This is a genomic window from Paraoerskovia sediminicola, assembly GCF_030296575.1.
GTDB classification, from domain to species: Bacteria; Actinomycetota; Actinomycetes; order Actinomycetales; family Cellulomonadaceae; genus Paraoerskovia; species Paraoerskovia sediminicola.
Window position 1 is genome coordinate 350,940 of record NZ_AP027729.1, and the last position, 14,686, is coordinate 365,625.

At 74.1% G+C, this 14,686-nt stretch carries 11 protein-coding genes, 1 pseudogene and 1 riboswitch; of the genes and pseudogenes, 3 read left to right on the top strand and 9 right to left on the bottom strand.

Annotated features, from left to right (window positions below; translation table 11 throughout):
• Positions 1-28 precede the first annotated feature (28 nt).
• The 3 genes from QUE47_RS01800 to QUE47_RS01805 form a co-directional block, all read right to left on the bottom strand.
• The gene (locus tag QUE47_RS01800; RefSeq protein ID WP_350227621.1) at positions 29-3,220 is read right to left on the bottom strand and encodes an ATP-binding cassette domain-containing protein; all 3,192 of its coding nucleotides are present in this window, start codon (positions 3,218-3,220) and stop codon (positions 29-31) included.
• A 100-nt stretch (positions 3,221-3,320) separates the two neighbouring features.
• Entirely contained in the window at positions 3,321-3,578 is a 258-nt protein-coding gene (locus QUE47_RS16395) for a hypothetical protein (protein WP_350227623.1), read from the bottom strand.
• A gap of 154 nt (positions 3,579-3,732) precedes the next feature.
• Positions 3,733-4,953: an NADP-dependent isocitrate dehydrogenase gene (locus QUE47_RS01805; protein ID WP_286218327.1), complete on the bottom strand. Its 1,221-nt coding sequence runs from the start codon at positions 4,951-4,953 to the stop codon at positions 3,733-3,735.
• 224 nt (positions 4,954-5,177) lie between these two features.
• On the opposite strand from QUE47_RS01805, the gene QUE47_RS01810 reads away from it, so the two are divergent.
• Entirely contained in the window at positions 5,178-6,368 is a 1,191-nt protein-coding gene (locus QUE47_RS01810; protein ID WP_286218328.1) for an aquaporin, read from the top strand.
• A 128-nt stretch (positions 6,369-6,496) separates the two neighbouring features.
• Here QUE47_RS01810 and QUE47_RS01815 read toward each other — a convergent pair whose 3' ends face one another.
• Positions 6,497-6,964 (bottom strand): DUF3017 domain-containing protein, encoded by a 468-nt coding sequence (locus QUE47_RS01815; protein WP_286218330.1) that lies wholly within the window; start codon positions 6,962-6,964, stop codon positions 6,497-6,499.
• Between the two features lie 210 nt (positions 6,965-7,174).
• Here QUE47_RS01815 and QUE47_RS01820 point away from each other — a divergent pair.
• Positions 7,175-7,603 (top strand): annotated as a pseudogene (locus QUE47_RS01820) (FAD-dependent oxidoreductase); the annotation flags it as partial.
• A gap of 83 nt (positions 7,604-7,686) precedes the next feature.
• Positions 7,687-8,334 (top strand): oxidoreductase C-terminal domain-containing protein, encoded by a 648-nt coding sequence (locus QUE47_RS01825; protein ID WP_286218331.1) that lies wholly within the window; start codon positions 7,687-7,689, stop codon positions 8,332-8,334.
• A gap of 45 nt (positions 8,335-8,379) precedes the next feature.
• Here the strand turns inward: QUE47_RS01825 and purH are convergent, their stop codons facing one another.
• The 5 genes from purH to sucC form a co-directional block, all read right to left on the bottom strand.
• Positions 8,380-10,023, bottom strand: coding sequence for a bifunctional phosphoribosylaminoimidazolecarboxamide formyltransferase/IMP cyclohydrolase (gene purH, locus QUE47_RS01830; protein WP_286218332.1), 1,644 nt, complete (start codon positions 10,021-10,023; stop codon positions 8,380-8,382).
• Between the two features lie 63 nt (positions 10,024-10,086).
• Positions 10,087-10,176, bottom strand: a riboswitch (ZMP/ZTP riboswitch).
• A 3-nt stretch (positions 10,177-10,179) separates the two neighbouring features.
• A complete protein-coding gene (gene purN / locus QUE47_RS01835; RefSeq protein WP_434019717.1) occupies positions 10,180-10,851 on the bottom strand; it encodes a phosphoribosylglycinamide formyltransferase in 672 nt (223 codons plus the stop codon).
• 89 nt (positions 10,852-10,940) lie between these two features.
• A complete protein-coding gene (locus QUE47_RS01840) occupies positions 10,941-12,191 on the bottom strand; it encodes a cell division protein PerM (protein WP_286218333.1) in 1,251 nt (416 codons plus the stop codon).
• Between the two features lie 167 nt (positions 12,192-12,358).
• Positions 12,359-13,255 (bottom strand): succinate--CoA ligase subunit alpha, encoded by an 897-nt coding sequence (gene sucD, locus QUE47_RS01845; RefSeq protein ID WP_286218334.1) that lies wholly within the window; start codon positions 13,253-13,255, stop codon positions 12,359-12,361.
• Between the two features lie 32 nt (positions 13,256-13,287).
• Positions 13,288-14,460: an ADP-forming succinate--CoA ligase subunit beta gene (gene sucC / locus QUE47_RS01850; protein WP_286218335.1), complete on the bottom strand. Its 1,173-nt coding sequence runs from the start codon at positions 14,458-14,460 to the stop codon at positions 13,288-13,290.
• Positions 14,461-14,686: the final 226 nt, after the last annotated feature.

A 14,686-nucleotide genomic window follows, 5' to 3' on the forward strand; every position in this document is an offset into this window, starting at 1 on the left:
ACGTGCGGGCCCTCCGAGCCGCGCCGGGTCAGCCCGCCAGCGCTCCCCACCGTTCGGCGAGCGCGGACCACTGTCCCTCCGCGACGACCGCACCGCCGTCGAGCACGACGACCCGGTCGGCGCGGGCCAGCGCCGAACGCTTCGAGGACGACCCGACCACCGTCGCTCCCTGCGCCCGCAGGGACTCCCACAGCTCGACCTCGGTGGCGGCGTCGAGCGCGCTCGACACGTCGTCGGCCACCAGGATCTCGGCGCCGGTCGCCAGCGCCCTCGCGAGGGCGAGGCGCTGCACCTGGCCGCCGGAGAGCCGCACCCCGCGGTGCCCGACGACGGAGTCCGCCCCGCCCGCGTCGGCGACGTCCTGGGCGAGGCGCGCGACCGCGACCGGTCCGTCCAGCTCGCGCGCGTGGTCGAGGCGGACGTTCTCCGCGAACGTCCCGGACAGGACGCGCGGCACCTGGGCCACGTAGGCCACGCGGCCCGGCCGCAGCACGGTCTGCGCGTCCTCGACGACGGAGTCGTTCCACAGCACGTCGCCCGTGTGGTCGACCAGCCCCGCGAGCGCCGCCAGCAGGCTCGACTTGCCCGAGCCGACGCGCCCGGTGACGAGCACGAGCTCGCCCCGGCGCACGGTCAGGTCGACCCCGTGGACGCCGACGGTCCCGTCGGCGTGCACGGCCGAGAGTCCCTGGAGCTCGAGCCGGTCGAGCCGCGCCGGCGCCTGCCGCCCGGGGGCCGGCGCCCGGCCCCCGACGAGGTCGACCCCCGCCGGGAGGTCCACGAGGTCCGCGCCGCCCGCGAACCTCGCCGTCGCACGCTGCCACGCGCGCGTGCCGGGCGCCTCGGTCACGACGGCACCGGCGACCACCCCGAACCAGGCGAAGCCGCTCACGGCACCGGTCACGAGCAACGTCGTCGCGAGGTCCCACATCCCGGCCAGGAGGGCGGCCCACGCGGCGACCACGCCCACCTGGACCATGACGTTCGGGATCCCGTCGAGCACGGCCTGGATCCGGTGCTCGACGATCGCGGCGCCGACGCGGCCAGAGTCGACCCGGCGCAGCGCGGCGTGCGCGTCGTCGGTGCGACCGGCGAGCTTGACCGTCCGGGCGCCGTCGAGCACCGAGACGAGCGATCGACCGAACCGGGCCCGGGCCTCCGACGCCCGCGCCGCGGATCTGCCGGCGTAGGGCCGCCCGACCACGGCGCACGCCGCGGTCACCGCGAGCACGGCCACCAGCACCGCACCGGCGAGCCAGGACCCGCTGAGCAGCGTGGTGAGCGCGACGAGCGCGAGGCCGTTGACGAGGTCGACCCAGCGGTCCGCGTACTGCACGAACCGGTCGGCGTCGAGCGCCCGAGCGGCGACCTCTCCCGGCGGCGTGCGGCGCAGGCGGTGCTGGGCGGTCTGACCGAGCAGCACCGAGAGCCGCACCCGCAGCAGGAGCTCGATCCACCACCGGGGGTAGAGCCGGAACGCCCAGAGGTTGGCCACGGGGACCAGCAGGAGCAGTGCGACGAGGACGCCGACCGCGAGCGCCGGCACCCCGTCGTCCTGCAGCGTGGTCACGGACCGGCCCCACAGGTACCCGGTCACCGCGCCCTGGGCGGCGATCATGCTGGACACGAGGTAGAGCACCCCGCCGAGCGCACCCCACAGCGGGCGGACGACGAGCGCGTGCCCCACGCCGCGCGCGAGGCTCGGACCGTCGCCCGGGTCGGGCTCCGGCGGCGGCGGACCCACGCGGCGGTGCACCGTGCGGCCCGCGGGGACGTCGGCGTGGACCGTCGAGCCGGCCTCACGGGCGTCTGTCACGGCAGTGTCGTGCGCGGGACGGCCGGCCTCCAGCAGCGCCCGGAACGGGCCGTCCTCGCGCGCGACGACGCTCCGCTCGCCCTGCTGCACCGCGCGCCCGTGGTCGAGGACGAGCACGAGGTCCGCCCGGTCGACGGTGCCGAGCCGGTGCGCGACGAGGATGCCGGTGCGGCCGCCGAGGAGCCGCTGCGCGGCGCGGGTCACCCGCGCCTCGGTCAGCGGGTCCATGCGCGCGGTGGCCTCGTCGAGGACCACTACCTGGACGTCGCGCACGAGCAGCCGTGCGAACGCGACCAGCTGCTCCTCACCGGCGGAGAGCGACGTCCCGCCCGGCCCGAGGTGCGTGTCGAGGCCGTCGGGGAGCGAGGCGACCCAGTCCTGAAGACCGAGGTCGCGCATCGCACCGCGGACGACGTCGCGCGGTACGTCCGCGAACAGGGCCACGTTCTCCGCGAGGGTCCCGACGAAGATCTCGGTCCGCTGGGTCACGACCCCGACGGCCGCGCGCAGCGCCCGGAGGTCGAGGTCCAGCACGTCGACCCCACCGAGCAGCACCGTGCCGGGTCGGGGCTCGACCGCCCGGGACACGAGCGAGGCGAGCGTCGACTTCCCGGACCCGGTGCGGCCCACGAGGGCGACGGTCTGCCCGGCCGGGACGTGCAGCGAGATGTCGCGCAGGGCGAAGCCGCCCTCGTCGTACTCGAAGTCGAGGCTGCGGAGGTCGAGCCCGAGGTCCCCGGTCGGCACGGCGGTCCCGCCCACCGGCTCCGGCTCGGAGTCCAGGAGCTGGCGGATCCGGATCGTGGCACCGATCCCCTCCTGGAGGTCCGGCAGGTGGCGGGCGAGCATGTCGATCTGACCCACGAAGGTCGCCGTCACGAGGAACAGCGTGACGAGGCCCGCGACGTCGAGGTCGTCGGCGACGACGAGCACCGTGCCGCTGATCGCGACCGCGGCGAGGAGCGCGTGCAGCAGGACCCCGGCCCGCCAGGTCATCCGGGTCTCGACCGAGACCACGCGAAGGAGCGCCCCGTGCACCGCGGCGGCCGTCTCGGCGAAGCGGCGCACGGCGAACGCCTGGCCCAGGCTCGTGCGCAGGTCGTCCCGCGCCGCCACCGCCTCCTCGAGCGCTGCGGCGTTGTCCGTCCAGGCGCGCTCCTCGACGACCTTGCGGCGCGAGATCTCCCCGAGCAGCGGCCGGACCAGGGCAAAGGTCACGACCCCGAGCAGAGGGAAGAGTAACCACGCGGGCCACCAGGTCAGCCCCGCCACCACCCAGAGCGGGACGCTGCCGACGAGCGAGCGCAGAGCTCCCCAGAGCTGGCGTCGCACCAGGGCGCCGACCGCGTGCGTGTCGTCGTCGACCCGGTCGAGGACCTCGCCGACCGCCTGCTCGCTCAGCACCGCCAGCGGCTGCTCGAGCGCCGCGCCGAGGAGGTCCCCCGCAGGCGGCCCTCGGCACGGTCCACGACCCCGGCCCAGGCGATCTGACCGACGGCGTCGATCAGCGCCGCACCGACGACGCAGAGCGCGAGAGCCGTGACTCCCCCACGGTCGCGGTCTCGGCGAGGCGGCCGGCGACCACCGTCCCGAGGGCGGCCCCCACGGTGCCGACGGCGAGCGCGACGAGCGCGAGGACGGCGACAGGGCCCCTGAGGCGGCGCAGGTCGAGGCGACGGGCGGGGTCGACGGACCGGCGCGCGGGTCGGGGCGCGCGCGGCGCGCGGACGGTGGACCGCTCCTCGGTCGGGGTGGGACTCATGATGCGCTGATCCTAGGGAGGCGTACCGACGCACCGCGCCTGATTTTCGCCGTCCGACGTCCTGTGGGACGCAGAACGCCGGCACCCGCCCCGAGGGGCGAGCGCCGGCGTCCGACGTACGTGCGGCTGCGCCTGCGGCGAGCCGGTCAGGCGATCAGGCCGCGAGACGCGCCGCGAGGTTCTCGTCGAGCGCGGCGAGGAACTCCTCGGTCGTGAGCCAGCCCTGGTCGGGCCCGACCAGGAGCGCGAGGTCCTTGGTCATCTTGCCGGACTCGACGGTCGTGATCACGACGTCCTCGAGCGTCTGCGCGAACTCCGTGACCTCGGGCGTGCCGTCGATCTTGCCGCGGTGCATGAGCCCGCGCGTCCAGGCGAAGATCGACGCGATCGGGTTGGTCGACGTCGGCTTGCCCTGCTGGTGCTGGCGGTAGTGACGGGTCACGGTGCCGTGCGCGGCCTCGGCCTCGACGGTCTGGCCGTCCGGGGTCATGAGGACCGACGTCATGAGGCCGAGCGAGCCGAAGCCCTGGGCCACGGTGTCGGACTGCACGTCGCCGTCGTAGTTCTTGCAGGCCCAGACGTAGCCGCCCTCCCACTTCATGGCCGAGGCGACCATGTCGTCGATGAGGCGGTGCTCGTACGTGAGGCCGGCCGCCTCGAACTGCTCGGCGAACTCGGCGTCGAAGACCTCCTGGAAGAGGTCCTTGAACTGGCCGTCGTAGGCCTTGAGGATCGTGTTCTTCGTCGACAGGTACACGGGGTACTGCCGCTGCAGGCCGTAGGCGAAGGACGCCCGGGCGAAGTCCTTGATGGACTCGTTGAAGTTGTACATCCCCATCGCGACGCCGCCCTCCTCGGGCATCGTCACGACCTCGAACTTCTGCGGCTCGGAGCCGTCGGCCGGCTCGAACGTCATGGTGACCTTGCCGGGGCCGGGCACCTTGAAGTTGGTCGACTTGTACTGGTCGCCGTGGGCGTGGCGCCCGATGATGATCGGCTTGTTCCAGCCGGGGACGAGGCGCGGGATGTTCGAGATGATGATCGGCTCGCGGAAGACGACGCCGCCGAGGATGTTGCGGATCGTCCCGTTGGGCGAGACCCACATCTTCTTCAGGCCGAACTCCTCGACGCGGGCCTCGTCAGGGGTGATCGTGGCGCACTTCACGCCGACGTGGTGCTCCTTGATCGCGTTCGCGGCGTCGATCGTCACCTGGTCGTCCGTGGCGTCGCGGTTCTCGATCGAGAGGTCGTAGTAGCGCAGGTCGACGTCGAGGTACGGGTGGATGAGGCGGTCCTTGATGAACTGCCAGATGATGCGAGTCATCTCGTCGCCGTCGAGCTCGACGACCGGTCCGGCTACCTTGATCTTTCCCATGCGTGAAGGACTCCCTGCGGGGTGGGGTACGGGTTCTGGCCCAGGATACGTGATTTCTCGACATCAAGATACTTTCGCGAACCTGAGAGTTCCGTGGGAATTGTCGGGGGAATCCCGGGATCGGCCACCGGAGGGTGCAAGGATGCACCCGAAGGGCGGCACCCGGGCCCGCTGCGCCAGACGCGGCCGGCCGGTGCCGGACACACCACCGAGACAGGACTCCCATGGCACAGGACTTCGCCGCGCCCGCGGCCACCGCTCCCTCCCCCGACCCGTATGCGACCCCGGACGACGGCCGCGGCGCCCCTGCCGCACCGGCTCCGGTCGTCGAGCACTCCGTCCTCGCGCGCCTCGGCGCCGAGGTCTTCGGCACGTTCTTCCTCGTCCTCGCGATCTGCGGCGTGGCGCTGTACTCGATCGGCGGGCTCGGCCCGGGCGCGCTCGGCGGCGCGCTCGCCGGCGGCCTCGCGCTGATGGCCGGGATCGCAGCCGTCGGGCACGTCTCCGGCGGACACTTCAACCCCGCCGTCACGCTCGGGGCCGCGCTCGCCGGGCGCACCCGGTGGCTCGACGTCCCCCTCTACTGGGTCGCCCAGCTCGTCGGTGGCGCGGCCGCGACGCTCGTGCTCTTCGCGACGATCCCTAGCTCGGCGCTGCCCGTGCTCCAGCAGAGCGCGCTGATCTCCGACGCCACGAAGTCGGCGCTCATGGGTGGCGTCGCCAACGGCTACGCCGAGCACTCCCCGCTCGCCGGGTCGACCAACAGGGCCTTCGCGTTCGACCTCGTCTCGGCGCTGCTGATCGAGGTCGTCCTCACGGCCGTCTTCGTCGGCGTGATCCTCGCCGTCACCGACAAGAGCGTCAGCACCAAGCTCGCGCCGGTCGCGATCGGCCTGACGCTGACCGTCGTGCTCCTCATCGCCGGCCCGTTCACCAACGGCTCGGTCAACCCCGCGCGCTCGACCGCGGCCGCGATCTTCGCCGGCGACTGGGCGCTGTCGCAGCTCTGGCTCTTCTGGGTCGCCCCGCTCCTCGGTGCCGCTATCGCAGGGCTCTTCTACCGGGTCTTCACCTGGCGGACCCCGGTCCAGGACGACCTGCTCAGCGAGAACGAGCTCGCCGTCGGTGCCCCGGCCGTCGCGGACAGCACCGCCGTCGCGGCGCCGCCCTCGGCCGTCGCGGAGCAGCCCGCCACGGCACCGGCCGAGCCTCGCACCGAGACCGAGGCAGCACCTGTCGCCGAGCCGACCGAGCCGTCGGACTCGCCCGCGTCGACCGAGACGGCCGACGCTCCGGCCGACGACGCGCCTGCCGAGGCTTCCGCCGTCGACGCTCCGCGCACCACGCCCGACGGTGACGCGGCGGACGGCGACGCGGCGGACGGCGACGAGCAGGACGGCACGACCAAGCCGTGACGACGGTTCGTCACAGGGTCTGAGAGCCCACCAGCACGACGACAGGACCCGGCGCGCCTCTGGCACGCCGGGTCCTGTCGTTCCGGTCCGCTGGCCGTCCGTCGTCGACCCGGTGGCGGGACGCCGACCTAGACGTCGGGGGCGATGAGCGCCAGCAGCAGCAGGGCCGCGGCGGCGGACACGTACAGGAAGATGTCGACGCCGCGCGAGCGGATCGTGATGCCCTCGGGCCCCGGGTCGCCCAGGAGCGCGCGCGCGGTCCCCGCTGCGACGAGCGTCGCGGCGAGCATCCCGATGCCGACGGCGGAGTCGACCACCACGGTGAGCACCGTCGAGGTCGCGACGCCGGCGAGCACCAGCCACAGGGCCGGTGCTCGGGCGCTCCGCGGGGCGCTCGGCGTGGGATCATCGGCTCCCTGCGCCGGCACGTGGGGCCGGGCGCCCGCTGCGGGACCTCCGGGCGCACGGACCGGGGCCCAGCCGACCGCCATCGTTCCTGCGCCGTCCACTGCGTCCACCTCGTCCTCCGGGTCCGCTGCGTCCGGGACCTCGGGATCGTCGGGCCGCGCGGTGCGGTGCCCCTCCGGTTCGCTCACGGCTCGAGGCTACCGCCCGCTACGGTGACGCCATGGTCGCCGTCCGTCCCACGCCCGCTCACCACCGTCCCGCATCGGTCGTCGTGATCGGCGCCGGTCTCGCCGGGGCACGCACGGCCGCGGAGCTCCGCGCCCAGGGGTTCGAGGGTCGCATCGACCTCATCGGCGACGAGGGCCTCCCCGTACGACCGGCCGCCGCTGTCGAAGGAGCTGCTCACCCGCAGCGAGCCGGCGTGGCTGGCCGACGAGCTCGACATCGACGTCGCGGCTCTCGCCGACGTCTCCCTGGGCGACGCCGCCCGGAGGCTCGCGGTCACGGACGACGAGGTCCGGGTCGCGACCGCGTCGGGCCGCGAGATCGTCGCCGACGCCGTCGTCCTCGCCCTCGGGGCGCGTCCCGTCCGGCCTGCCGGGTGGGACGCCGCGCTGACGCTCCACTCCGCCTCGGACGCCGCGGCGCTGCGGGCGGCCCTCGTGCCGGGTGCGCGGCTGCTCGTGATCGGTGCGGGCTGGATCGGCGCCGAGGTCGCGGGGGTCGCGGCCGCCGACGGCGTCCGGGTGACCGTCGTCGAGGCGGGCCCCGCTCCCCTGTGGGCCCAGGCCGGCGCCGAGGTCGGACGCCGCGTGACGCCGTGGTTCGCGGCCGCCGGTACAGAGCTGATCACCGGGGCACCGGTGACCGCCGTCGACGCGGGGGCGCGACGCTCGCGGACGGGACCCGCGTGGTGGCGGACACCGTGCTCGCTGCCGTCGGCGCGCGCCCCGCGACGGGCCTGCTCCGCGGGGTCGTCCCCCTCGACCCGTCGGGCGCCGTGGCGGTGGACCCGACCGGGCGGCTCCGCGCGGACCCGAACTCCACGGATCCCACGGACCCCGTCGCGCTGTCGCCGGCCGCGGCCGCCCGCGTCTGGGCGGTGGGAGACTGCGCGGCCCGGGAGCATCCCGTCTTCGGCCATGTCCCCGGAGGCCACTGGACCGCGGCGCTGACGGACCCGGGGCCCACCGTGACCGCTCTGCTCGCCGACGGGGACCCGACCGAGGGGACACCCGGCGCACCCTCGGCACCAGCACCCGCGCCGTACGTGTTCTCGAAGCAGCTGGGCCACGACCTCGCCCTGATCGGCGCGGCCCGGCCGGGCGACGACGTCCGGTTGCGCGGGGACCCGGACTCCGGCGGGCCGTGGGCGGCCCTCTACCTGCGGCCGGGCACGGCCGACCACGCCGTGCTGGACGCGGCTTTCCTGGTCGACTCGCCCCGCGAGGTGGGTGGGCTGCGCCGCCTCATGGGCGGCGACGAGCCGCTCACCGTGGACGTCGCGCGGGCGGTCGACCCGAGCGTCCGCTGGAGGGACGCCGTCCGACGGCCGTGAGGACCGCGACCGGAGGGTCGCGGGGCACGGCCGCCGGACCGGGCGTCAGTGCGCGAAGTGGCGCGTCCCGGTGAGGTAGAGGGTGACCCCGGCGGCCTCCGCCGCCGCGACGACCTCGGCGTCGCGGACCGATCCCCCGGGCTGGACGACGGCCTTGACGCCCGCGTCGAGCAGCACCTGCAGGCCGTCCGCGAACGGGAAGAACGCGTCGGACGACGCGACCGAACCTCGCGCGCGCTCCTCGCCCTCGGCGAGCGTGTTCGCCCGCTCGACCGCGAGCCGGCACGAGTCCACCCGGTTCACCTGTCCCATGCCGACACCGACGGAGCCGCCGTCGGCGGCGAGCAGGATCGCGTTCGACTTGGCGGCGCGGACCGCGCGCCACGCGAACTCCAGGTCGGCGAGCGTCGCGGCGTCGGCGGGCTCGCCGGTCGCGAGCGTCCACGTCGAGGAGTCGTCGCCGTCGGCGTCGATGCGGTCGGCCGCCTGCACGAGCAGTCCGCCGCTGATCGGGCGCGTCTCGACCGGCGCCGTGGGGCCGCCCTCGACGACGAGGAGGCGGACGTTCTTCTTCTGCGTGAGGATCTCCAGCGCCTCCGGCTCGAAGCCCGGTGCGACGACGACCTCGGTGAAGACGCCGGCGATCTGGCGGGCCGCGTCGGCCGTGACCACGGCGTTGGCGGCGATCACGCCACCGAACGCCGACACCGGGTCGCACGCGTGCGCGCGGGCGTGCGCCTGCGCCACGTCGTCGCCGACCGCGATGCCGCACGGGTTCGCGTGCTTGATGATCGCCACCGCGGTGCCCGGGTGGTCGTACGCCGCACGCCACGCCGCGTCGGCGTCGACGTAGTTGTTGTAGCTCATCGCCTTGCCGTGGAGCTGCTGCGCCTGCGCGAGCCCGGTCGCACCGTCGCCGGCCCGGTAGAGGGCCGCGCTCTGGTGGGGGTTCTCGCCGTAGCGCAGCACGTCGGCACGCTCCCAGGTGGCGCCGATCCACGTCGGGAAACGACCCTGACCCTCGTCCGCGGCGTCGGTGGTCGTGCCGGACGGCGCGACGACGCCGGTCATCCAGCTCGCCACCGCGACGTCGTAGGAAGCGGTGTGCACGAACGCCTGCGCGGCGAGAGCCTTGCGCTGCGCGTAGGTGAAGCCGCCGCCACGGACGGCGGCCGCGACGTCGTCGTACGCGTCGGGGCTGACGACGACGGCCACGCTGGGGTGGTTCTTCGCTGCTGCGCGCACCATGGAGGGCCCGCCGATGTCGATCTGCTCGACGCACTCGTCGGGCGTCGCTCCGGACGCGACCGTCGCGGTGAAGGGGTAGAGGTTCACGACGACGAGCTCGAACGGCGCGACGCCGAGCTCGTCGAGCTGCGCGAGGTGGTCCGCCTTGCGCGTGTCGGCGAGGATCCCCGCGTGCACGCGGGGGTGCAGCGTCTTGACGCGACCCTCCAGGCACTCGGGGAACCCGGTGAGGTCCTCGACCCGGGTGACGGGGAGACCGGCGCCGGCGACGGTCGCCGCGGTCGAGCCCGTCGAGACGAGCTCGACGCCCTCGGCGTCCAGCGCGGTCGCGAGCTCGACGAGTCCCGTCTTGTCGTAGACCGAGAGCAGCGCGCGCCGCACGGGGCGCGTCGAGTTGTCGGAGAGGGTGGTGGGTGCGGTCGTGCTGGCAGCAGCGGACACGGTTGAGGCTCCTGTCGGACGGCGGTGATCGGCTCCGGGTCGGGGGCCGACTCTCGTGCTTCACCCAGGCGCCCAGGCGGGCGGCGCGCATCACAGGGACTACCGGCCGCTCCCCGGTGGTCGATCCCACCTTCGCCAGTCACGGCCGCGGCAAGTCTAGCCGAGCGTCGCGCGACGTCCGTCGACGTGGATCCCGTGGCGAGCGGCCCGCCCGACGGTCTCGACGAGCAGGGCGCGCTCCGCGACCTTGATGCGCTCGTGCAGGACCTCCTCGTCGTCGTCGTCCAGCACGGGGACCGCCGCCTGCGCGAGGATCGGCCCGCTGTCGACCCCCTCGTCGACGACGTGGACGGTGCAGCCGCTGACCTTGGCGCCGTGCGCCAGCGCGTCCCGGACCCCGTGCGCCCCCGGGAACGAGGGCAGCAGCGCGGGGTGCGTGTTGACGATGCGGCCGGCGAACCGGCGGACGAACGCGGGCGAGAGGATCCGCATGAATCCGGCCAGCACCACGAGGTCCGGTCCGAACACGTCGACGGCCTCCGCCGTCGCCGCGTCCCACGCGGCCCGGTCCTCGAAGTCCGCCGGGGCGACGACGGCGCTCGCGACGCCCGCGTCGCGCGCGAGGTCCAGTGCGCCCGCGTCGGGGCGGTCGGTCACCACGGCGACGACGCGTGCACCGTAGGCGGGGTCGTCGTGCGCCGCGAGCAGCGCCGCGAGGTTCGACCCGGCGCCCGAGACCAGCACCACCAGGCGAGCCGATGCGGCGTCGCCGGCGTCCTGACCGGACCTGCCGGTGACGGGGACGGTGTGGCCGGAGGGGGTCTGCACGGGTGGCTCCTTCGAGGCGGTCGGCGCCTAAGAGGCGCACACGGGTCGTGTCGTGGACGGTCCGGCGACAAGAATCCCACAGTCCGCGGTCAGGCCCTGCCCGCGGTCCGCCGTCCCCACGCCGACCGGCCGGCCGCGACACCGAGCACCACCGCGAGCCCCAGTGCGACCTCTCCCCCGACGACGGCTCCCGTCAGGAGCGCGGGCGCGCCCACCGTCGCCATCGCGCCGGGACCGACCGCGCCGCCGCCGAGCATGAGGACCACGCCCGTCGACACCGCCGCGCCGGCCGTCGCGACGCCCGCGGCGATCCACCGGTCGGAGGGCCGCAGCCGGGACCGCAGCAGGAACACGCCGGCGAGGGCCCCGCAGGCCACCACGACGACCGGGACCCAGACCAGGAGCGCCCCGGTGGACGCCGTGCCCGGCAGCCCGCCCAGCATCGGGACCGCGGGCAGCGGCCCGAGCTCGCGGGAGCCCGGAGCGAAGGACGACGAGCCCACCACGAACCCCGGGCCTGCGAGCCACGCGACGGCCCAGGACACGAGGTTGGGGACGAGGAAGACCTGCCCCACCGCGAGGATCACCCCGCCGACCACGCCCGGAGCGAGCGCGGCGACGATGTCGCCCGAGGTCGACCGCCCGGCGATCGCCCACCCGGTGGTGACCAGGGCGGCCACCACCACCAGCAGCCCGACCGCGACCAGCGCGGCACGGAGGCCGACGAGCACCGGTCCGCTCACCACGCGCCGCACCAGCGTGAGGTCGCGGACGGACGGACCGCCGGGCCTGCTGAGGACCCCGGCGGCAAGACCTGCGCCGCCGACCGCCGCACCGGCCACCACGGCAAGGACCAGTGTCGAGCCCCCGGGGCCGACCGTCGTCGCGGCGATCACCGCGGCCACGAGCGCGTAGGTGACCGTGCCGGAGACCCAGGCGGAGACCGTGGCGTCCGCCGTGCGCCGTGCCGCGGCGACGATCGCCACGAGTACGAGGAAGGTCAGCCCCAGCGGTACCAGGGTCACGGGGTCGGCGGCCGAGGTCCACGGGACGCCGTGCGCGAGCAACCAGACCCCACCGGCGACCGCGACCGCGTTCGCCCAGCCGTCCGGGTCGGCGTCGGACGAGGAGAGCAGCGCGATCACGGCGGGGAGCGCCACGAGCGCGAACGTGAGGGCGAGCGCCTGGACCGCGGCGGCGACGCCCGTCGACCCGTGCCTGAACGTCGCCACGAGCCGTTCGCGCCGCGTCGACGGGTCGCGCGGGGCACCGGACCCGGGATCGATGACGGAGCCGCTGGCCCCGGGCCGCGCAGGCGGACGTCCGGTCGTCGTGCTCATCGGACCATCGTGCCCCGACCTGCGGCCCCGTCTCCGGACGCGGGTCGGCGTGGCACGAGACCCGGGTGCACGACGGCGCCCGGTCCCGCGGTGCGGGGCCGGGCGCCGTCGACGAGCCGATCAGGGCCCTGTCAGGGGGCTGGCAGGGGCTGGCACGGGCACTGACGTCAGGAGAGGATCTCGCGCATGAGCGACGCGGTCTCGGACGGCGTCTTGCCGACCTTGACCCCGGCGGCCTCGAGGGCCTCCTTCTTCGCCTGGGCGGTGCCCGACGAACCGGAGACGATCGCCCCCGCGTGACCCATCGTCTTGCCCTCGGGAGCCGTGAAGCCCGCGACGTAGCCGACGACCGGCTTGGTGACGTGCTCCTTGATGTACGCGGCTGCACGCTCCTCGGCGTCGCCACCGATCTCGCCGATCATGACGATCGCCTCGGTGTCGGGGTCGGCCTCGAAGGCCGCGAGCGCATCGATGTGCGTCGTCCCGATGACCGGGTCGCCGCCGATGCCCACGGCGGTCGAGAAGCCGAAGTCCTTGAGCTCGTACATCATCTGGTAGGTCAGCGTCCCCGACTTCGACACGAGGCCGACCTTGCCGGGGCCCGTGATGTCGGCCGGGATGATCCCGACGTTCGACTTCCCGGGGCTGATGATGCCGGGGCAGTTGGGGCCGACGAGGCGGACACCCTTCTGCTCGGCGAGCGTGTAGAACTCCGCGGAGTCCTTGACCGGGACACCCTCCGTGATGATCACGACGAGCGGCATGCCGGCCTCGATCGCCTCGACCACGGCCGCCTTGGTGAAGGCCGGCGGGACGAAGATGACCGAGACGTTCGCCCCGGTCGTGGCCATCGCGTCGGCGACGGAGCCGAAGACGGGCACGTCCACGCTGCCGTCGGCCGAGCCCGGTGCCGGGAACGACACCGAGGTGCCGGCCTTGCGCGGGTTGACGCCACCGACGACGGCGGTGCCCGACGCGAGCATGCGCGTCGTGTGCTTCTGGCCCTCGGAGCCGGTCATTCCCTGGACGACGACCTTGGAGTCCTCGTTGATGAAGATTGCCATGTCTCTAGTGTTCTCTCTCGTCTCGGGCGGTCTCAGGCGGCTGCGGCGGCCAGCTCGGCCGCCTTGTCGGCGCCGCCGTCCATCGTCTCGGCCAGCGTCACCAGCGGGTGGTTCGCCTCGGTGAGGATGCGACGCCCCTCGACCACGTTGTTCCCGTCGAGGCGCACGACGAGAGGCTTGTTCGCCTCGGCGCCGAGGATCTCGAGCGCCTGGACGATCCCGTCGGCGACGGCGTCGCACGCCGTGATGCCGCCGAAGACGTTGACGAAGACGCTCTTGACCTGCGGGTCGTTGAGGATGACGTCGAGCCCGGCCGCCATGACCGATGCCGAGGCGCCGCCGCCGATGTCCAGGAAGTTCGCGGGCTTCACGCCACCGTGCGCCTCACCGGCGTACGCGACGACGTCCAGGGTGCTCATGACGAGCCCCGCACCGTTGCCGATGATGCCGACCTCGCCGTCGAGCTTGACGTAGTTGAGGTCGTTCTCCTTGGCCTTGGCCTCGAGCGGGTCGGCCGCGGCCTTGTCCTCGAGCGCCTCGTGGTCGGCGTGCCGGAACCCGGCGTTCTCGTCGAGGGTGACCTTGCCGTCGAGGGCGACGATCGCGCCGTCCTCCGTCTTGACGAGAGGGTTGACCTCGACGAGCGTCGCGTCCTCCTCGAGGTAGACGGTCCACAGCTTCTGGATCGCGTCCGCGACGTCGGCCTTCACGTCGTCGGCGAACCCGGCGGCCGTGACGATCTCCTCCGCCTTGGCCGCGTCGATGCCGACGAGCGGGTCGACCTCGATCTTCGCCAGCGCCTCGGGACGCTCGACCGCGAGCTGCTCGATCTCGACGCCGCCCTCGACCGAGCACATGGCGAGGTACGAGCGGTTGGCCCGGTCGAGCAGCACGGAGAAGTAGTACTCCTCCGCGATGCGCGCACCGGCGGCGATCATCACGCGGTGCACGGTGTGACCCTTGATGTCCATGCCGAGGATCTCCTCGGCCTTCTGGGCGGCCTCCTCGGGCGAGTGGGCCAGCTTCACGCCACCCGCCTTGCCGCGCCCGCCGACCTTCACCTGGGCCTTGACGACGACGGTGCCGCCGCCGAGCGATTCTGCGCCGCTACGGGCCTCCTCCGGCGTGGTCGCGACCACGCCTCCGAGCACGGGGACACCGTGCTTCTCGAAAATGTCGCGCGCCTGGTATTCGAACAGGTCCACCCTGCTGCGTCCTTCCGGTTGACCGACACTCGCCGGCGTGGAACGGGGCCCCGACATATCTCGACGTCGAGACAACTTAGGTACAGAGTAGACCGGATGAGCGCCGCGTCCCGCTCGGGGACGGTGCGAACGGTGTGCGGTCGCCCACACCCGGCCGTGCACTGCGGCCGACGGCGGCCGGCGGGCGGCAGGCGGGCGGCAGGCGGGGAGCGCGGGGCCGGTCGGG

Coding starts and splice junctions, on each gene's coding strand:
- QUE47_RS16395 (WP_350227623.1), bottom strand. CDS start 3,578: ATGAGTCCCACCCCGACCGAGGAGCGGTCCACCGTCCGCGCGCCGCGC.
- QUE47_RS01805 (WP_286218327.1), bottom strand. CDS start 4,953: ATGGGAAAGATCAAGGTAGCCGGACCGGTCGTCGAGCTCGACGGCGAC.
- QUE47_RS01810 (WP_286218328.1), top strand. CDS start 5,178: ATGGCACAGGACTTCGCCGCGCCCGCGGCCACCGCTCCCTCCCCCGAC.
- QUE47_RS01840 (WP_286218333.1), bottom strand. CDS start 12,191: ATGAGCACGACGACCGGACGTCCGCCTGCGCGGCCCGGGGCCAGCGGC.
- sucD (WP_286218334.1), bottom strand. CDS start 13,255: ATGGCAATCTTCATCAACGAGGACTCCAAGGTCGTCGTCCAGGGAATG.